14 protein-coding genes are annotated in these 18,584 nt (G+C 58.5%); 4 read left to right on the forward strand and 10 right to left on the reverse strand.

Annotated features, from left to right (window positions below; genetic code table 11):
- Nucleotides 1–434: 434 nt before the first annotated feature.
- From PMI25_RS16750 to PMI25_RS16765, 4 genes are read right to left on the reverse strand one after another with little or no spacing between them, the layout of a single operon-like run.
- A complete protein-coding gene (locus tag PMI25_RS16750; RefSeq protein WP_007963529.1) occupies nt 435–1,520 on the reverse strand; it encodes a polyamine ABC transporter substrate-binding protein in 1,086 nt (361 codons plus the stop codon).
- A gap of 55 nt (nt 1,521–1,575) precedes the next feature.
- A complete protein-coding gene (locus PMI25_RS16755; RefSeq protein ID WP_007963530.1) occupies nt 1,576–1,920 on the reverse strand; it encodes a cupin domain-containing protein in 345 nt (114 codons plus the stop codon).
- Between the two features lie 31 nt (nt 1,921–1,951).
- Nucleotides 1,952–3,358 (reverse strand): NAD(P)/FAD-dependent oxidoreductase, encoded by a 1,407-nt coding sequence (locus PMI25_RS16760; RefSeq protein ID WP_007963531.1) that lies wholly within the window; start codon nt 3,356–3,358, stop codon nt 1,952–1,954.
- 52 nt (nt 3,359–3,410) lie between these two features.
- Nucleotides 3,411–4,226 carry a helix-turn-helix domain-containing protein gene (locus PMI25_RS16765; RefSeq protein WP_007963532.1) on the reverse strand — a complete coding sequence of 272 codons (816 nt, stop codon included), beginning with the start codon at nt 4,224–4,226 and terminating at the stop codon, nt 3,411–3,413.
- A gap of 263 nt (nt 4,227–4,489) precedes the next feature.
- Between PMI25_RS16765 and PMI25_RS16770 the strand changes: the two genes are divergently transcribed.
- Entirely contained in the window at nt 4,490–4,762 is a 273-nt protein-coding gene (locus tag PMI25_RS16770; protein WP_007963535.1) for a DUF1652 domain-containing protein, read from the forward strand.
- Nucleotides 4,763–4,820: 58 nt separating this feature from the next.
- On the opposite strand, the gene PMI25_RS16775 is transcribed toward PMI25_RS16770, so the two are convergent.
- Entirely contained in the window at nt 4,821–7,307 is a 2,487-nt protein-coding gene (locus PMI25_RS16775; RefSeq protein ID WP_007963536.1) for a UvrD-helicase domain-containing protein, read from the reverse strand.
- Between the two features lie 279 nt (nt 7,308–7,586).
- Here PMI25_RS16775 and PMI25_RS16780 point away from each other — a divergent pair, with 279 nt between their 5' ends.
- Entirely contained in the window at nt 7,587–8,282 is a 696-nt protein-coding gene (locus PMI25_RS16780; protein ID WP_007963537.1) for a pirin family protein, read from the forward strand.
- 183 nt (nt 8,283–8,465) lie between these two features.
- Here PMI25_RS16780 and pgm read toward each other — a convergent pair whose 3' ends face one another.
- The 4 genes from pgm to PMI25_RS16800 form a co-directional block, all read right to left on the reverse strand.
- Nucleotides 8,466–10,112: a phosphoglucomutase (alpha-D-glucose-1,6-bisphosphate-dependent) gene (gene pgm, locus PMI25_RS16785; RefSeq protein ID WP_007963538.1), complete on the reverse strand. Its 1,647-nt coding sequence runs from the start codon at nt 10,110–10,112 to the stop codon at nt 8,466–8,468.
- Between the two features lie 96 nt (nt 10,113–10,208).
- Nucleotides 10,209–11,609: an aminotransferase-like domain-containing protein gene (locus tag PMI25_RS16790; RefSeq protein WP_007963539.1), complete on the reverse strand. Its 1,401-nt coding sequence runs from the start codon at nt 11,607–11,609 to the stop codon at nt 10,209–10,211.
- Between the two features lie 48 nt (nt 11,610–11,657).
- A complete protein-coding gene (locus PMI25_RS16795; RefSeq protein ID WP_007963540.1) occupies nt 11,658–13,130 on the reverse strand; it encodes a hypothetical protein in 1,473 nt (490 codons plus the stop codon).
- Nucleotides 13,131–13,678: 548 nt separating this feature from the next.
- Nucleotides 13,679–14,701 carry a zinc-dependent alcohol dehydrogenase family protein gene (locus PMI25_RS16800; protein WP_007963541.1) on the reverse strand — a complete coding sequence of 341 codons (1,023 nt, stop codon included), beginning with the start codon at nt 14,699–14,701 and terminating at the stop codon, nt 13,679–13,681.
- Between the two features lie 269 nt (nt 14,702–14,970).
- Here PMI25_RS16800 and PMI25_RS16805 point away from each other — a divergent pair, with 269 nt between their 5' ends.
- Nucleotides 14,971–15,900 (forward strand): LysR family transcriptional regulator, encoded by a 930-nt coding sequence (locus tag PMI25_RS16805; RefSeq protein WP_007963542.1) that lies wholly within the window; start codon nt 14,971–14,973, stop codon nt 15,898–15,900.
- 15 nt (nt 15,901–15,915) lie between these two features.
- Here the strand turns inward: PMI25_RS16805 and PMI25_RS16810 are convergent, their stop codons facing one another.
- Complete coding sequence (locus tag PMI25_RS16810; protein ID WP_007963543.1) at nt 15,916–17,094, reverse strand: sugar transporter; 1,179 nt, start codon at nt 17,092–17,094, stop codon at nt 15,916–15,918.
- A 534-nt stretch (nt 17,095–17,628) separates the two neighbouring features.
- Here PMI25_RS16810 and PMI25_RS16815 point away from each other — a divergent pair.
- Complete coding sequence (locus PMI25_RS16815) at nt 17,629–18,555, forward strand: HTH-type transcriptional regulator ArgP (protein ID WP_007963545.1); 927 nt, start codon at nt 17,629–17,631, stop codon at nt 18,553–18,555.
- Nucleotides 18,556–18,584: the final 29 nt, after the last annotated feature.

Consider the following 18,584-nt stretch of genomic DNA (forward strand, 5'->3'; position numbering starts at 1 on the left):
TGGAACAGTTTTTGTCAGATAGCGACAATCCCTGGCGAGATCGTCCTATCACTCGCCCAATGAAGGCGTAAGAAACCTGACACAATTTGAAATCTGTCGTCTAGCGTTTTTTTGAGATCAAATTGCACTGTTGCGCAAAACTGCCGTAAACAAAGCCTGCGGGGTCGAAAGATTGTTTTAACGGATTAGGCATCGCCCAATTGTCTGACGATTTTCTATTTAAATATTAAATATTGGTAAGTTGCTTTTTGATGGGTACGTCTCACTTTCCTGCACTCTATTAGTGCGATGCCAGTGTATTGATATCAACTATTTAATAAGGCCTGATCCCCTATTCCTGTAGGAGCTGTCGATTGGAACGAGGCTGCGATCTTTGGGGTTGCAAGATCAAAAGATCGCAGCCTTCGGCAGCTCCTACAGGGTTTGGGGTTGGCTTAGCTACCGGTGCGAATCTTGTTCCACACCCGCGTGCGGATCCGGTCAATGTTCAGCGGCATGGCCTCAAGCGCGAACAGCTTGCCCATCATCTCCGGGCTCGGATAGACCTTGGTGTCACCCTTGATTGCCGGATCGATCAGACCATCGGCCTGTTGGTTGCCATTGGCGTAGTGCACGTAATTGCTGATGCCGGCCATCACGTCCGGACGCAGCAGGTAGTTCATGAACGCATAACCGGCCTTCTCGTCCGGTGCATCGGCGGGCATGGCGACCATGTCGAACCAGATGGCGGCGCCTTCCTTGGGAATCGCATAGCCGATGTCGATACCGTTCTTCGCCTCCTTGGCGCGGTTTTCCGCTTGCAGGATGTCACCGGAAAAACCGACCGCCACGCAGATATCGCCATTGGCCAGGTCGCTGGTGTACTTCGAGGAATGGAAGTAACTGACATACGGCCGCACTTTCATCAGCAAGGCTTCGGCTTTCTTGTAGTCCTCGGGGTTCTTGCTGTGCGGCGGCAAGCCCAGGTAATTCAGCGCTGCCGGCAGCAGTTCCGGGCCGTTATCGAGAATCGCCACGCCGCACTTCTGCAGTTTTTCCATGTATTCGGGCTTGAAGATCAGGTCCCAGGAATCCACTGGCGCGTTGTCACCCAGCACCGCTTTGACCTTTGCGATGTTGTAGCCGATACCGGTGCTGCCCCACAGGTACGGGAAACCATGCTCATTGTTCGGATCGTTGACCTGCAAGGCCTTGAGCAATACCGGGCTGAGGTTCTTCCAGTTCGGTAACTGGCTCTTGTCGAGCTTCTTCAGCGCCCCGCCCTGGATCTGCCGGGCCATGAAGTGGTTGGACGGGAACACCACGTCGTACCCGGATTTGCCGGTCATCAACTTGCCGTCGAGGGTTTCGTTGCTGTCGTAGACGTCATAGGTGACGCCGATGCCGGTGTCTTTCTGGAAGTTTTTCGTGGTGTCCGGCGCGATGTAGTCGGACCAGTTGTAAATCTTCACCGTTTCGGCGGCATGGCTAATGGAGGCGACCAGCAGCAGCGGCGCCAGAGCAAGGGTTTTCTGGATCATGAGGTGATTCCTGTAGTGGCTATTTTTGTTGGCAGGCAATCAAAGGATCAAACAATCAGAAAATAAGGACGTAGGTCTTGCGCACGGTCTCCTGGATATCCCAGATGCCGAGCGTGTTGGCCGGCAACATCAGTGCGTCGCCACCTTGTATGTGCAGGGTTTCGCTGCCATCGTCCGGGGTGAACGTGCAGCGGCCAGAAATGAAATGACAGAACTCCTGCGCGGTGATCTGCCGGCGCCAGCGCCCCGGGGTGCATTCCCAGACGCCGGTTTCGACGCCGTCATCGCGCTCGACGCTGGTGGTCGAGGCAATCGCGACCGGCTCGCCGATTGGCACGGCGACCGGGTTGGATTCATCCAGTTGCAGGCTGGCGGTGTTCTTGAACTGCGTAATGCTCATGGTGAGACCTGTCTTGTGAAGAAAACGGCGGTTAGTGCATGAAACCTTCCATGAAGCCCGCGACCTGACTGGCCAGCTTGCGCCGCCACGGTGCGCTGGCCGGATTGGCCAGGGTCTGGTCTTCGTGGACAAAGCTTTTGATGATCGCGTTGTAGCCCAGCCAGCGGCACGGCTCCGGTTCCCAGGCGCGCAGCGCGTGAATCCCGCCGTCCGGCAGCACCCACGGCTGATGCACCAGCTCGGTGTCACGCTCGAGAATCAGATCGGCCAGGGTGCGACCGCCGAGATTGCTGGCCCCCACACCCTCCCCGCCATAGCCGCCGGACAGCGCGATGCCATTGGCGCGATCGCAGAGCACGTGCGGCTTGAAGTGCCGCGACATGCCGAGGTTGCCGCCCCAGGCGTGAGTGATCTGCACGTTTTTCAGTTGCGGGAACAGTTCGCCGAACAGATAACGCCGCAACTCGACTTCATCACGGGTCAGATCGAAGTTATGGCGCAACTTGCCGGCGAACTGATAACCGCCGCGGGCGCCGAAGATCAGGCGATTGTCGGCACTGCGCTGGCCATAGGTGACCTGACGGCTGAACTCGCTGAACGCCTGACCCCGGTTGAGGCCGATTTCGTCCCAGGTCGCTGCCGACAATGGTTCGGTGGCGACAATCAGGCTTTGCACCGGCAGCTGATAGCGACCCAACGGTGGCAGCGTGACCGAATAGCCTTCGACCGCCGGCACGATCCAGCGACTGCGCACACTGGCCCTGGCCGTGCGCAAACTGCCGGACTGCCAATGCGTTACGGGGCTGTTTTCGTAGATCTTCACGCCCATGTTCTGCACGGTACGCGCCAGACCGCGCACCAGCTTCGCCGGGTGAATGGTCGCCACGTGCGGCGCATAGATGCCGCCGTAGGGTTTCGCCACGCGAATCTGTTGCGCCAGTTGCTCGGGGCTCAGCCAGCGGTAATCGTTGTCGGTCAGGCCCTGGGCGTGCAGTTTGTCGAGGTATTCGCGCAGGCTGGCTTCCTGCTCCGGGTAGCGGGCGGCGCAGTACAGCACCCCGCCCTTGCGGTAATCGCAGTGAATGCCCTCACGTTCGAGGACAACTTCCACTTCATCCGGGATGCTGTGCAGCAGATCAAACGAGGCGCGGCGCTGTTCTGGAGAGAGCCCGGCGAGCAGTCGATCCTCGCCCAGCAGGTTGCCCATCAGCCAGCCGCCATTGCGCCCGGACGCACCGAATCCGGCGGTTTGCGCCTCGACGATGGCGATATCCAGACCCGGAGCGAGTTTTTTCAGGTAGTACGCGGTCCACAGCCCGGTGTAACCGGCGCCGATGATGGCCACGTCGACATCCAGATCCTGCTCCAGCGCCGGCCGCGCGGTGAGCGGCTCGTCGAGTTGATCCATCCACAAACTGATAGTGCGCCACGCCGGCATGCAAGACTCCGCCACTGAAAACCTTCGATGGCGTCGATCCTAGTGCGTGACTTCAATGACTGTCTTGCGCGCGTGCCCGCAAAGAAATTTGTTTGGCGTAGGCCTTCGGCGACTGACCGGTGTGTTGGCGGAAACAACTGTAGAACGCTGACAGCGAGTTGAAACCGGCGGCAAACGCCAGTTCGTCGATACGCAGCGGTGGCGTGGCCTGATCCAGCGACTTGAGCAAGTGCTGCAGGCGCGCCTGATTGACGTAGCGGTAAAAGCTCTGACCCAGCACCTGATTGAGCAGGTAGGAAATCTGATTACGACTGTATCCGCACTCCTTCGCCACCCGTTGCAGGTCCAGTTCCGGGTCGAGATACGGTTGCTGGCGTTCGAAGTACTGCTGCAGGTCTTCGGCCATGAAACTGATCTGGCGCGGTGACAGCCCCAGGCGACTCACCGCCGGGCGCTCACTCGGTGCGGCGGCGCCATTGGTTTGTGCGCGAACCAGCGAAGCGTATTCGTTGACCCGCCAGATCAATCCGTCCTTGACCGTGATCGCTTCGCTGGAACGGAACGACACCAGCCCGTCGCCGCCGCGCAGGGTCACTTCGTACTGAATGAACGCGGTGTTGCCATCCACGCGAATCCGGTCGCAATGCTCCAGCGCTTCGTCGGATTCTCGCGGCATGCTCACGCGCACGTACTCACGCAATTCGTCGAGGCCGAGGATCCGGTTCTGGAAGAAATCGTTGTACTGGACGTCCGGGTGATACAGCGCCATGACGCTGTCCAGATCACGGTGTTTCCAGCTCAGGTGGTAACGCATGACCGTGGCAGCCGTGGCCGGGGTCTGTTCTGGGCCGTCATCGTCGGCGTGCATAAAGGGCTCTGAGCAAAAGAACCGAGCTTGCCCAACTTCATCCAAACGATCAACGAGCAAACCGTAGTGGCCTTTTGGCGATGACTGTTCAAGGCGTGACTTACATCAAAAAATGCGAAGCAATCGCAAAATGAACTGAAAAATCTCACGGAAAATTCACATGCGGATGCTACTTTTAACCTCACTGACCGGTTGAGCCAATGAAGGCTCTTCCCACCTAACATGAGCAAACGGAAGCGCTCGATGAAGAAGGCGGGCAACACATGAATAAAGGTTCCAGTAAAGTCACGTTCCCTAACGCGTGCCAGCTGATGCGCTGGCATTTTCATCCCATGGGTTTCGAAGCGACGATGGATGCACCGGGCAGCATGATTGCTCGTCTGTTTGATCGTGCCAGCGGCGAAACCATGATCGCCATCGCCGGCATTCCGTGTGCCACGGTGATGAACGCGGCAGACGTCGAGCGCATTATCGAAGCGGTGGAAGATGAACTGGAGGCTTTCATTCCTCCCGAATCCTTCAGGAGTTACGCTTAACCTGCTGTTTTTAATAAAAAAGCCCGCCAATTCCGGCGGGCTTTTTTGCGCGTGCGTGCTACGCGGTTTGCGGCTGTTTTCGCTGATCGACGAAGAACGCCTTGCCTTGGGCTACGCGGTCAGACGCTCTGGGCATGTTGACTGCCTGGGTGTCCTGCGGCTCGACATACCAGTAGCAATGGCTGACCGCCCGGGTGATGCCAACGTAGGCCAGCCGCAGGATCTCGTCCTTCTGCGCCGAGTCATAAGGCTCGCTGTCGCCAGCCTTGCCCAGCCCGGCCATGCGGTACACCTGATTCTTGTAGGGCGAACTGGTCAGATGCTGGCAGTCACCCAGCAGAAACACTGCATCGGCTTGCAGACCCTTGGCGCTGTGGTAGGTGAGCTGCTTAAGGCGCCGGGCTTCGTACGGCAAGCTCGAATCCACATTAACTACGGGCTGAATATGCTGTTCAATCAATGATTTATCACTGCTTTTTCGATAAAGCATCAAGATTGAATCGCCGCGATTGTAATGTTCAGCCAGGCGCTGCCCCAACGCCTGATCATCGCGTTCCAGCACATTGACTGGCTGCAATGCCTTGGGGGCACCGCTGGCCTTGGCCTTCTTGCCGGGAAATGCCGGCGCTGCGCGGACGATGTGTTCCGCAGCATCAATGATGTGCTGATGGCTGCGATAGTTGTCGCTGAGCATCACTCGCGTGGTGGCTGGTGACGGGAATTCCTTGTTGAACTCCATGAAGTAACTCGGCGAGCTGCCGCGCCACCCGTAAATCGACTGCCAGTCATCACCGACGCACAGCAACGACGAACGCTGCGCACCCCGCCCGACATGCATTGCCGGGCCACGACTGCGTATTTCCGCCAGGCTGGCGCGGATCCACGAAACGATCTGCGGCGATACGTCCTGAAACTCGTCAATCATCAGATGCGACATCGGTCGCAGCAGCTCATCACTCAGCAGCTTCAGGTTCTCCGGCGAGTGCTCGCTGAACAGCGCAAACATTCGATTGTAGGTCATCACCGGCGGCTTCTGATCGAGCAGATGATCTTCAAGAGCACGCCAGAACAGGCTCAGCGCTTCGAAGAAAAACCGGTCGGGATCGTCCTTGGCAAAACTCATGCGGCCAACGGCGTCCGGCACGTCCAGGCCAAGGTTTTCGATGAATCCGGCCGCCGCGACAAAACAGTCCAGCAGCGGCGCCGAGACCAGCTCACCTTTGACCTTGTAATCGAAGCCTGGACCGGCGCTCGCGTCGCCGGCCAATGTCGACAAAACCCGCTTTGATGTTTCGTAGCCATCCAACCAAATCAATGGCTTACGACAGAAAGCTTGAAACAGGGTGCGCTTCACAGCCCATTCAGCGCGCACGCTGAGTTTGGCATTGGGGCGACAGATCTGCGGGTTTTCCCGGGGATCGAAGCCGAGCACCACCCAGGCATCAAGGCTGGGAATATAGCCATGGCAGTGAAAGGTCGACCCATTGATCTCGAAGGTCTGACGGCTGGGTTCGATGCCTTTGATCGGCCAGACACCGGCACGAAACCACAGGTCTTCGATGGCGTCGCACAGCTCCTCGTCGCGCTTGGCCGCCAGCTCGGTCACTGCTACGCGCTTTTGCACGTCAGGATGATCGCGCTCCAGTTCCTTGAGCTGCAAACCCGCCTTGGCCAATGGCTGAATCAACTGGCGGAAACGCTCGTCATCATTGAATAACCGGTGGTAGCAAGCGTTGAGCTGCTGGCGCTGGGCATCATTGATGCGCAGATCGAACGGGTTGCTGTCGACCTCCTCATCAGCGCCTTGTGGCCGATTGCTGAGATTTTCAAAAGCCTGCAAGCGTTCGAACCCCGGCAGGCTACGGACCATCGGCAGAATGCGTGAGTGAAAGGTGCGCACCAGCTCCCGCGCCTGTTTCAGGCTTAACGGTTGGCCCCACAGCGCGAACATCTCGATCAGCTTATTGATGAAATCCTTGCGCGACTCGCGGGTGAAGGTCACCACGGTCATCGAATCCAGCTCAAAGCCCAGATAATGCGTGAGCAACAGGATTCGCAGCACCAGCGTGGTCGACTTGCCTGCCCCGGCCCCGGCGATCACCGAAGTCGAGGGAGTGTCGCTGAAGATCATCTTCCATTGTGCGAGGCTTGGCTGGGCATGCGCGGGCAGCAGGCGCGCTACGTCGGCTTTCATGCGTTTCTTCAGCTCGGCGCTGAGTGGCAAACGCCAGTCGTCGAACAAATGGTTGTCGACGTTCGGCGGACGATGCTCGGTGCTGCGGCTGTCGCGAATCAATAGAACCTGGCGACCTTCCTCCAGCCCTTCAAGTTTTCCCTCCTTGAAACCGTACTCGACACCCGCAGTGTGGCCGCTGCGAAAACCGTCAGCCTGGCCGTGTAGCCATGAGGCACGGTGCTGGGCGCGCAAACGCGTCAGGCCATGGCCGAAGAAGCGCGCGGCCAGCCGCTTGAACCATGGCATCTCGGCCAATGGACGAAGTTCGGGAGGAAGATCGGGAGGAAGATCGGGAGTGTGTTGCGCCACGCTGAGGGGCTCCAGTGTGTGAGGCTGTTGGGTGCTATGGTGGCCGTATTTGCCCGTGAGTTCTAGCGAAATGCTTACAGGTCATTGGTTTAGGCGATGAACTGAAAGTTGGGTGAGATCGTTTCGAGCCGGTTTCCCATCAACGAATTCGATGAGAATGCCGCACTTTTTACGCTTTTTCTCGATGGTTGACTGATGGATGATGCCCGTCATTAACCGACGGTCTCGCTTCGTGGCTCTGGCGTTACGCCCCATGACGAACCTTTTGAGGAGACGATCATGCTTGAACTCAGACCTTTCAACACGCTGGGCGGCGCTCACCACGGCTGGCTGGATGCCCATCACCACTTTTCGTTCGCCGAATACTACGATCCGCAACGCATGAACTGGGGCAATCTGCGGGTGTGGAACGATGACGTGATCGCCGCCGGCACCGGTTTCCCGCTGCACCCGCACCGCGACATGGAAATCATCACCTACGTGCGTGAAGGTGCGATTACCCACCAGGACAACCTTGGCAACAAGGGACGCACTGAAGCCGGCGACGTGCAGGTCATGAGCGCCGGTACCGGCATCGCTCACAGCGAGTACAACCTGGAAGACAAAGAGACCCGAATCTTTCAGATCTGGATTCTGCCGACGGAAACTGGCGCGCCACCTTCATGGGGTGCCAAACCGTTCCCCAAAGGTCAGCGCGAAGGCTTCGTGACCCTGGCCAGCGGCAAGGATGGCGACGACCAGAGCCTGCGCATTCGCGGCGATGCGCGTTTGGTCGCAGCCAATCTCAAGGCGGGAGAAACCGCTGAGTATCAGTTGGATGCCGGGCGTCGAGCCTATCTGGTACCCGCCACCGGGGTGATTGAAGTCAATGGCTTGCGCGCACAAGCTCGAGACGGTGTTGCCGTTGAGCATGAGTTGGTGCTCACGGTGACGGCGCTGGAAGACAGCGAAATCGTCTTGGTGGATCTGGCTTGATCGCCTGATATGCAGGTAAAAAAAGGGGCGACCGTCATGGTCGCCCCTTTTTTGCAGCTTTTGTGGCGAGGGGATTCATCCCCGATAGGCCGCAAAGCGGCCTTCTTTTCAATGGAGCGGACTGCTACGCAGTCCATCGGGGATAAATCCCCTCACCACAGGAAGAACTCACCTCCCTGAAGATCACTTGGTGCTGATTGCGCCATCCACCAGCGTTTGCGCTTCAGCCACCAGCTGCTTGAGGTGGTCGTCGCCAATGAAGCTTTCGGCGTAGATCTTGTAGATGTCTTCGGTGCCGGAAGGACGCGCGGCGAACCAGCCGTTTTCGGTCATCACCTTCAGACCACCAATGGCCTGATCGTTGCCCGGCGCATGGCTGAGAATGCTCTGAATCTTCTCGCCTGCCAGCTCGGTCGACGTCACTTGCTCCGGCGACAGCTTGCTCAGCAGGGCTTTCTGCTCAGGGTTGGCTTTGGCATCGACGCGCACCGAGAACGGTTCGCCGAGTTCATCGGTCAGGGCGCGATAGGCCTGGCTTGGATCACGGCCGGTACGCGCGGTCATTTCGGCCGCCAGCAACGCCGGAATCAGACCGTCCTTGTCGGTGCTCCAGACGCCGCCATCCTTGCGCAGGAACGAAGCGCCAGCACTCTCCTCGCCACCAAAACCCAGCGAGCCATCGAACAGGCCATCGGCAAACCATTTGAAACCGACCGGCACTTCGTACAGACGACGCCCCAGGCGCTTGGCCACGCGATCGATCAGGCCACTGCTGACCACGGTTTTACCCACGGCGGCGTCGGCGCGCCATTGCGGACGGTTCTGGAACAAATAGTCGATGGACACCGCCAGATAGTTGTTCGGTGCCAGCAGACCACCCGACGGGGTGACGATGCCATGACGATCGTGATCCGGGTCGCAGGCGAAGGCCACGTCGTAACGTTCCTTGAGGCCGATCAAACCTTGCATGGCATGGCTGGACGACGGGTCCATGCGAATCTGCCCATCCCAGTCGACCGTCATGAAGCGGAAAGTCGGATCGACCTGCTTGTTCACCACATCCAGATCGAGACGGTAATGCTCGGCAATCGCCGACCAGTAGCGCACCCCTGCTCCGCCCAACGGGTCTACGCCCAGACGCAGCTTGGCATCACGGATGGCATCGAAGTCGATCACATTGATCAGGTCAGCGACGTAAGTGTTCAGATAGTCATGACGGTGGGTGGTGCTGGCCTTGAGCGCCTGCTCGTAGCTGATGCGTTTGACACCCGCCAGTTTGTTGGCCAGCAGTTCGTTGGCCTTGGCTTCGATCCACTTGGTGATGTGGGTATCGGCCGGGCCACCGTTGGTAGGGTTGTATTTGTAACCCCCGCTTTGTGGCGGGTTGTGCGACGGCGTAATCACAATGCCGTCGGCCAGGCCCGAGGTGCGGCCACGGTTGTAGCAGAGAATTGCATGTGAAACCGCAGGTGTCGGCGTGTATTCGTCACCTTCGGCGATCATCACGGTCACGCCATTGGCCGCCAGCACCTCCAGCGCACTGGCGCCGGCCGGGGTCGACAGCGCATGGGTGTCGATACCGACGAACAACGGGCCATCGATGCCCTGGGCTTCGCGGTACAGGCAGATCGCCTGGCTGATTGCCAGAACGTGCCATTCATTGAAACTCAGATCGAAAGAGCTGCCGCGGTGACCGGAAGTACCAAACGCCACACGCTGGGTGGAAATCGAAGCGTCCGGTTGGCCGGTGTAATAAGCCGTTACCAGTCGCGGGATATCGACCAACAATTCTGCCGGTGCCGGTTTGCCCGCAAAAGGACTGATAGTCATGCAAAACCTCTGAAATAGAGTGGTTCAGGAAATACAGCGCAGTTTACTGGCAGTTTGACCGCAGCGCGACGGGATCTATCCGACAGATTTCAACGTTCATTCAAGCGGTGCCAGCCGCAGTGCATCACCCAACAGGGCGATCGCTCCGACCAACCCGGTTTCGCCATGATCCAGCAGGTTCAGGCGCAGATGACGACGGTGCAATCCCTGCAAGCTGAACAGTTCGCCCGGCGCGATCAATACCTGTTGCCTGAGCAGGCGCTGAAACACATCGCGCATCTCCACCGGACGCAGCGCCCGCACCCAGACCGTCGCACCGCCCTGCGGCTCGACAACCTGCAGCGCATCACCCAAGCGCTCGCGCAGCAAGTGGATCATCGGGGTTCGACGCTCCTTGAGCAGCCGGCGCAGCACATTCAGATGCTGATCAACCCGACCGTTTGCGTACAGTCGGGCAATCGCCTTCTGGCGGATGGGTGACAGTCGGAACGAGCGCATCAGAAAATGCCGCAACAGTTCGCTTTTCCATTGGCGCGACAGTACGAACCCGTAAGGCGCCTCGATGCCGATGGTTTTCTCGAATGTAGAGAAGATCAACAGCCGGTCGGGATCCAGCCGATCACGCAAACGCTCGCCGTCCAAGGCCTCAACAAGCTCGCCGTAGCAATCGTTTTCCAGCACCCAGGTGCCATGTTCGGCAAGCATGCTGGCGATGATGTTGCGGTTTTCCGCAGGAGCCTGCGTACCGCGCGGCATGGACAAGCCCGAAGACAGCAGAATCAACCGTACGTTTTCAGTGTTGAGCAGTGCTTCCAGGCGTTGCGGTTCCAACCCTCCACAGGCCTGCAACGGCAGTTCGATCACCCGCACCTCTGCCGCCTGCAGCAATCGCAATATCACCCAGTCACAGGGCGACTCGACCAGAATGGTGGCGTGTTTGAGCTGCAGAACAGCCACCAGGATCTCCAGTACTCCGCGCAAATCCGCGCCGATATAGACATCCTCGGCGTGCCAGCACTGTCTCGGCGAGGTGGTGTAACGAGCCGCGAGGACGGCGCGCAACTCCAGCTCACCGCAGGGCTGATCGAGCAACGGCGGCTTGCGGGGGTACTGACGCAGCAGTTCGCGTTCCAGCAACAGCAATGGACTGTCCAGCGATTGCACTGAAACCGGATCTTCTGCGCTCAACAAGCGCATCCCCGGGCGTCGCGCATTGACGTAAAGCGCCTCAAGCAGATCGTTGCCAACGGCCTGAGGTGTCAGCCCGACAACCGCTTGGGCGTAGTACCCGGACTTGGCGACGGAATAGACCCGCCCTTCTTTCTCCAGCAGCGAATACGCGTATTGAATGGTCGAGATCGATACGTTCAGGCGATCTGCCAACTGCCGCAGTGACGGCAGCCTGAGGTTGCCTGCTTCGGCCGAATCCGCGATCAATCGTATCAAGTAGCGATAGACGGCCTGATAAGCGAAACCCGACTCCCGTGCTGCTTTCATGAGCCCAATACCATTGACACCGATGCGGCGAAAAGTTGATCACTCACCTCAACGTTCCGCTGACCGGTCACCCATGCTGGCGTCGATACCATCAGGTCTTGCAGTTTGCAGTGCGGTATCCGTTGCGTGCAGACCGGCCCCGCGCACCGGCAATGACTCCATGGCGTAGAGACGACAGATCAGCCTGACCGGCAATCCGCTGACATCCGTCATCCATTGCAGCACTTGCTCCGGGCCGTGCAGCCCCTGCATGGCACGATGCAGATCGGGCATCGCCACCAACATGCCGGGATGACAGCTGCGCAGGAACCGTTCGAGGCTGGCTCCACGGTTGATAAACGGCGAGAACAACAGGCAGACCCATTGGGTTTCATTCAAGCCGTACGTCGTTTGAATGCAGTTCGCCGCCGACTCGCGCAGCTCATCAAGCGCTGGTGGCTGTCCCAATCGGGCAATCATCTGCTCGCATACCGCTTCCGGAACCCGTTGCTGCTGCATCGTCACCAGCATGTGCTGAACATGTTGCGAAAACCCGGCTTCATAGCTGCGGCCATCGACGAACTCGGCCTCCAGCCCGCGCAAATGGGCCTCGATCAACGGGTCGGCGTATTCGCCCCCACCCTGGTGGAACACCCATTCCTCGGCCTGGAACCCGAGAAACTCGCTGAGCAGCGGCCAGCGCTCTTCCAGGTTGCCCACCGCCATGTCGTGAATGTCGACAAACGTGGTGCGGCGGCAGGACTCGAAACTGTCCTCGGGACGCCAGCACAACCGTTCGGCTTCGGCGTAAAAACCGCGGTACAAGTCCCCTCCCAGCCCGTCGAGCAAGGCGAACAATTCATCGAATGTCCCAGTATTTGGCGGTAGCGCACCGATGCCTGCCTTTTGCACCGCACGATCGAGGTTGTCGATGAATTGTTTCTGGCGTCGCAACGACTCACTCGCCACCCAGGCATCAACACCGTTGCCCCAGCGAGCGATCTGCCCGCAAAACTCCGCCCAGGCCAGGCAGGCGTCGTCCCACAACTCGAGCTTCTCGTCCCAGGCCCGTCGATGCCCCATCATCAGCAGGTTGGTGCGATTGGCTTGCGTACTGTCCTTGTCAGGTGGCGCCAGGTGATCGAATGGCAACACGTGACGATGATCCACCATCAGCAACTCGACACGCGGGTCGTCATACAGGAACAGGGCAGCGAAACTGCGGTGCATATTGCTGGATGCCGCCCCCGATTCGCTCCTGCGCAACATGGCCACACGCAACTGAAAAGTGGCCGGTGCGCGGCCGGCGATACTCAGCTGCGCGGCGCGCAGCAGCGCCAGGGTGTAGCAACTGTCACGGGTACCGGACGGTGTCACCATGACCTTGTAGTCACCCATGCGCTCCATTCCTCCGGCGGCGACCACCAGCCGTTGAATCAGCAATTGCAGCGCTGTCCGTTCGGCTCTGGAAAAGAAACTCAACAGACGCTGCAATACTTGCTGGTAGACATAGTTCATTGCCTGATCATGGATCGTGCTCATCAGTACTTTACCCGGCGTAAAAAATTCATATCGCGCATCAGCGATGACGCTGGCGCAATAAATTCATCAATAAGTAATAGACGATCAAATACTAACACTTATGGTTTTGTAGTTATTTGAAACACTTGACGCGAAGAAGTCGGCGGAGCCACCACCCTAGGTGACGCAAACCCCCGTCACCATTGAGTTTTTCCGGGAGAAAAAATATCTGAGGAAACTTCTTACAGCGTCCCACGAATATTGAGTACAAGAAAAGCAGAACGACAATAGGAAATAACCTACGGCCATTAAACAGAAATCGGTATATCGCCCACGAGAGAACATATTAAACGCGCAACGGAAAACAGAACGCACAGACATGGCTCATTCCTTGAGATGAAAGTAATCATTCAATTATCAGGGCTTATATGACGATTAGAAGATACAGATGGCAGACAAAAACCGGTTCAGATGTACAACCGGCCACGCACCATGCTCGGTACGCCTGATTATTTGCGAGGGGTAAAACGCAAGAGTCCGTGGGGGTCACGGACTCTGTTCGGAGGAAATTACGCGGGTTCGACCTGCAGGGCGACCCGTTCACGGCATGGGCATTCGTCCATATAGCGGTGTGCTTCGACGAAATCGTTGAACGGGAAGACCCGAGTCTTGAGTGGCAGCAGCACGCGGTCAGCCGTCAACTGATTGATATCACGCAGGGCACGTTGCAAGGCGACGTGATCCTGAACAATGCCCAACTCGGGTTTACCGGTGAAATTACCGATACAGTGCACGAAGAACTGGATGTTCTTCTGGAACGCCGCGCAGGCCGGGAAAGGTGTCTGATTACCGCCTTGCAGGCCATACAGAACGAGGCTGCCACGCGGTGCGAGCACATCGCCGAGCAACGACATCTGCGGACCACCAAGACCGTCGAACACCACATCGACACCACGGTTGTCAGTGATCTTGTTGATTCGCATCAACAGATCTTCTTCCTCGGTAACAATGACTTTCTCGGCGCCCAGGGACAGCAGGTATTCACGTTCCTCTGCGGTTTTCGTCGCGGCAATCACCCGTACACCCATGGCCTTGCCCAGCTGGACAAAGGAAGGACCGGCGCAATGGCTGGCATCAGTGACCAGGGCAAACTGCCCGGGTTTGACCCGCGCCAGATCGGCATAAGCGAAATAGGCGATCAACAGCGGTGTGTAATGCACGCTGGCTTCGACCGGGCTGAGCACATCCGGATAGCGGGTCAGCGCGGTGCGTGGCAGCACGATCTGCTCGCCATACACCGGGTAGTCGTTCGGGCTTTCGGCCGGAAAACTGGCCACCTTGTCGCCCACCGACAGATCGTCCACACCGTCACCGACGGCGGTCACCACACCGGCCATTTCATGGCCGAGACCGGACGGCAGGCGTGCCTGGGACGAGGCCAGGTTCTGACGCCAGAGAATGTCGTACCAGCTGATGCCGATCGCCTCGACACGCACCTGCACTTCGCCAGGACCTGGCTGAGCGGCCGCATGCTCTTCGCATTTGAGCACCTCGGCCGGACCAAACTTGTGAAAACGGATCGTGCGGGACATCGCAAACCTCGTCAAAGTAACCTCTAATGCCCTGAACTCTATCTGGGCTTTTGACCCAAGACTATCAGTGGCTATTAATAGTCGACATGCCTGTCATTGATTCCGCAGTATGAACGGCATTGGCAAAATCGATGAAAAAATACCGCAACCGGCCCGGTAAAGCTGAATTTAGCGGTGCAGAGTACCAGCCTTTCCCCGTAATATTCATGCCGGCCATTGTTCTCATATGGTCGCTCTCGTCAAGCTTGATGACTCTGCCAGGACTCCAGATGAATCGTAATGACCTGCGTCGTGTCGACCTGAACCTGTTGATCGTATTCGAAACGTTGATGCACGAACGCAGCGTGACCCGCGCCGCCGAGAAGCTGTTTCTTGGCCAGCCGGCGATCAGTGCGGCACTCTCGCGCCTGCGCAGCCTGTTCGATGACCCGTTGTTCGTGCGCACCGGACGCAGCATGGAACCGTCCGCCCGCGCGGTGGAAATCTTCGCCCTGCTCTCCCCGGCGCTCGACTCGATTTCAACGGCTGTCAGCCGCGCGGCGGAATTCGACCCCGCCACCAGCACTTCGGTATTTCGCATCGGATTGTCCGACGACGTCGAATTCGCCCTGCTGCCGATGCTGCTCAAACGCCTGCGCGCCGAAGCACCGGGCATCGTCCTCGTCGTGCGTCGGGTCAACTACATATTGATGCCGGGCCTGCTGGCCTCCGGCGAAATCTCCATCGGTGTCAGCTACACCACCGACCTGCCGGCCAACGCCAAGCGCAAGGTGCTACGGCGCAGCCAGCCGAAACTGCTGCGCGCCGACACCGTGCCGGGGCCGCTGAGCCTGGATGACTACTGCGCACGTCCGCACGCGCTGGTGTCGTTCGCCGGCGACCTCAGTGGCTTCATCGATGAAGAGCTGGAGAAGCTCGGCCGCAAACGCCATGTGGTGCTGGCCGTGCCGCAGTTCAATGGCTTGAGCACGTTACTCGCGGGCACTGACATCGTCGCGACCGTGCCGGATTACACCGCTGATGCTTTGACGGCTGCCGGCGGCGTGCGGGCGGAGGATCCGCCGCTACCGACGCGTACGTTTGAGCTGCACATGGCTTGGCGCGGGTCGCAGGATAACGATCCGGGGGAGCGTTGGTTGCGGTCGCGGATTCAGATGTTTTTTGGCGACCCGGACAGCCTCGAGCTGCCTGCACATTAAGCAGGCAGCCAAACATCAAACCCCAGCCCGGCCGTTGCGATAAATCGACAAACAGTAAAACGCCAACGCCGACGCCGCCAGCATCCCGCCAACCACCCCGATGTAAGCAAAACCAAACTGACTGCCGACCCAGCTGCCCACCAGTGCCCCGCCGCCGATACCGATGTTGTAGATGCCTGAAAACAGCGCCATCGCCACGTCGGTGGCGTCCGGCGCCAATACCAGGACTTTCGACTGCAACGCCAGGCCGAAGCCCATGATCGCCATGCCCCAGAACACACTCAGCACGCCGAGGTATGAGACGTTACCGCTCAACGGCAACAGCGAAGCCAGGCACAAGGCGAGCACCGATACGCAAATGATCAGAAAGCGTTGTGGGTTATAGCTGTGCAGGTAGCTGAACAGCAGCGAGCCGAAAATACCGGCGCCGCCGAAGAGCAACAGCAGGAGCGTCACCACATCGCCGCTCATGTTGGCCACGGTCAGTACGAACGGTTCGATGTAGCTGTAGGCGGTGAACTGTGCCGTCACCACCAGCGCCGTCAGGACATAGACGGCCACCAGCGCAGGTCGCTTCAGCAATATGGGCAGGCTCTTGAGCGAGCCCGAGTTCTGGCTGGGCAGCAGCGGCAGCACCTTCGCCAGGCAGAACACCAGCGCCGCGGCAAAGCCTGCAATCACGATGAACGTGGTACGCCAGCCCATGGCCTCGCCCAACAAGCGACCGAGGGGAATGCCCAGCACCATCGCCAGCGAAGTACCGGTTGCCAGCAAGCCCAAGGCTTGAACCTGTTTGTCTGGCGGCGCCAGACGTACGGCCAGAGACGCGGTGATCGACCAGAACAACGCGTGCGACAACGCCACACCGATCCGGCTCACCAGCAGCACCCCGAAACTGGTCGCCAGACTCGACAGGATGTGACTGGCGATAAACATCCCGAACAGCACAATCAGCAATTTCCGTCGTTCGACGTTACGTGTCAGCAGCATGATCGGCAGCGATGTCAGAGACACCACCCACGCATAGATGGTCAGCATCAGACCGACCTGCGCGGTCGACATGTCGAAGCTGCTGCCGATCGAACTCAACAGACCGACCGGGACAAATTCGGTGGTGTTGAACACGAAAGCCGCCAGTGCCAAGGCAATGACTGCGTACCAGTTGCCGGAGTTTGTCGCCGTAGAATCACTCATTTAAACGTCGTATTACTCTTCGATGATCACGCGTGAATGTACGCAAGCGATCTGTGCCCATCTGTCGGTGTCTTGATACCGATTGCCGAATATGTCGACGTTCAGGGGACGCATCATCAGAGGGTCAAGCCACACTGATCTGCTCCAATGCGGTAGAAGCATACGAGGTATTGATCAATCAAGCTGCCTTGTTCACTGGCCCGAGTAACCTTAGACGCGCATGCAGTCATTGATCAGGTCGATCTGTTTTTCCGCGATGACAGTCGTGCACAGATGTCACGCAGGCGCTCAACAGCGTCGCAAGCAGCGCAATCATCAATAAATTTCAGGGTGTGTACCGCCGATTGATCGAGGGCTGCGATGTTCCTGGCGGGTTCCAATTGCAGAACCCGAGATCACTTGCAGACGAATGTCGTATCGGTTGAAGCCCCTCACTGTCGCCGCAGAGTAATGATTGAGCCGCGCCATGTTGAAGTGAAGACAATCGCAGTATCTTTCAGTGACGTTTAGAAATACTTAACCAGAGCGACGGCCATGCAACTCGATGCAAAACAGATGCAGGCGTTCCTCGCCGTGGTCGACAGCGGCAGTTTCGAGAAGGCTGCAGACCGTCTTAACGTGACACCGTCGGCGGTGTCGCAACGCATACACGCCCTTGAAGTTCGCCTCGGCAGCTCGGTTGTGGTGCGCGGGCGCCCTTGCGAGCCGACGCTGGCGGGTAGAAAACTGATGCTCTATCTGCGCCGTGCAACCGTGCTTGAAGCAGAACTGCTCAACGAACTCAGCGGCGATGAACAGGATCACTTACGCGTGGTGATTGCGGTCAATGGCGACACGCTGGCCACCTGGTTCTTTCCGGCACTGGCCGAGATCTTCGTCAGCGAGAATATTCTGCTCGACGTCGTGGTCGACGATCAGGATCACACCTATGCCTTGCTGGAAAGCGGCCAGGTCATTGGCTGCATCGGCACGCGGTCACAGCCTATGCGGGGATGTTTTGCCGAGTTGCTGGGGTCGATGCGCTATCAGTTGGTCGCATCGCCCGCGTTTCAGCAGCGCTGGTTTGCCAAGGGCCTGACACGCGCGACTGCACGCAAGGCGCCGGTATTCGCCTATTCGCGCAAGGACACCTTGCAGTCGGAGTTCATGCAGTCGCGTTTCGGTCTTACCGCAGACGCCTATCCCACACACTACCTGTCACTTCCGGAGGCGCGCCTGAAAGCCATACGCCGTGGCCTGGGTTATGGAATGGTGCCGCACATGCAGGTCAGCGACTTGCTGAAAAGTCGGGAGCTGGTGGATGTCGCACCGAACCATTTCACCGATGTAGAGCTTTATTGGCACGCCTGGGAATTGCAATCGCCACGCATGGAAATGCTCTCGGAGCGGGCGGTGCATGCCGCGCGGCGTATCTTGAGCAGCAAGGAGCCTGTGAAGCGTTCGACCATGCCGAAGAAGTAAATGACCTCGTTGGCAGGGAATCCCGATTG

It is taken from the genome of Pseudomonas sp. GM30 (assembly GCF_000282275.2).
GTDB lineage: Bacteria > Pseudomonadota > Gammaproteobacteria > Pseudomonadales > Pseudomonadaceae > Aquipseudomonas.

Excerpts from the sequence above, each read along its gene's own strand:
- PMI25_RS16805 (WP_007963542.1), top strand. The coding sequence starts at position 14,971 with ATGAATCGTAATGACCTGCGTCGTGTCGACCTGAACCTGTTGATCGTA.
- PMI25_RS16795 (WP_007963540.1), bottom strand. The coding sequence starts at position 13,130 with ATGAGCACGATCCATGATCAGGCAATGAACTATGTCTACCAGCAAGTA.
- PMI25_RS16765 (WP_007963532.1), bottom strand. The coding sequence starts at position 4,226 with ATGCACGCCGACGATGACGGCCCAGAACAGACCCCGGCCACGGCTGCC.
- PMI25_RS16755 (WP_007963530.1), bottom strand. The coding sequence starts at position 1,920 with ATGAGCATTACGCAGTTCAAGAACACCGCCAGCCTGCAACTGGATGAA.
- PMI25_RS16780 (WP_007963537.1), top strand. The coding sequence starts at position 7,587 with ATGCTTGAACTCAGACCTTTCAACACGCTGGGCGGCGCTCACCACGGC.
- PMI25_RS16790 (WP_007963539.1), bottom strand. The coding sequence starts at position 11,609 with ATGAAAGCAGCACGGGAGTCGGGTTTCGCTTATCAGGCCGTCTATCGC.
- pgm (WP_007963538.1), bottom strand. The coding sequence starts at position 10,112 with ATGACTATCAGTCCTTTTGCGGGCAAACCGGCACCGGCAGAATTGTTG.
- PMI25_RS16815 (WP_007963545.1), top strand. The coding sequence starts at position 17,629 with ATGCAACTCGATGCAAAACAGATGCAGGCGTTCCTCGCCGTGGTCGAC.
- PMI25_RS16770 (WP_007963535.1), top strand. The coding sequence starts at position 4,490 with ATGAATAAAGGTTCCAGTAAAGTCACGTTCCCTAACGCGTGCCAGCTG.
- PMI25_RS16760 (WP_007963531.1), bottom strand. The coding sequence starts at position 3,358 with ATGCCGGCGTGGCGCACTATCAGTTTGTGGATGGATCAACTCGACGAG.
- PMI25_RS16810 (WP_007963543.1), bottom strand. The coding sequence starts at position 17,094 with ATGAGTGATTCTACGGCGACAAACTCCGGCAACTGGTACGCAGTCATT.
- PMI25_RS16750 (WP_007963529.1), bottom strand. The coding sequence starts at position 1,520 with ATGATCCAGAAAACCCTTGCTCTGGCGCCGCTGCTGCTGGTCGCCTCC.
- PMI25_RS16800 (WP_007963541.1), bottom strand. The coding sequence starts at position 14,701 with ATGTCCCGCACGATCCGTTTTCACAAGTTTGGTCCGGCCGAGGTGCTC.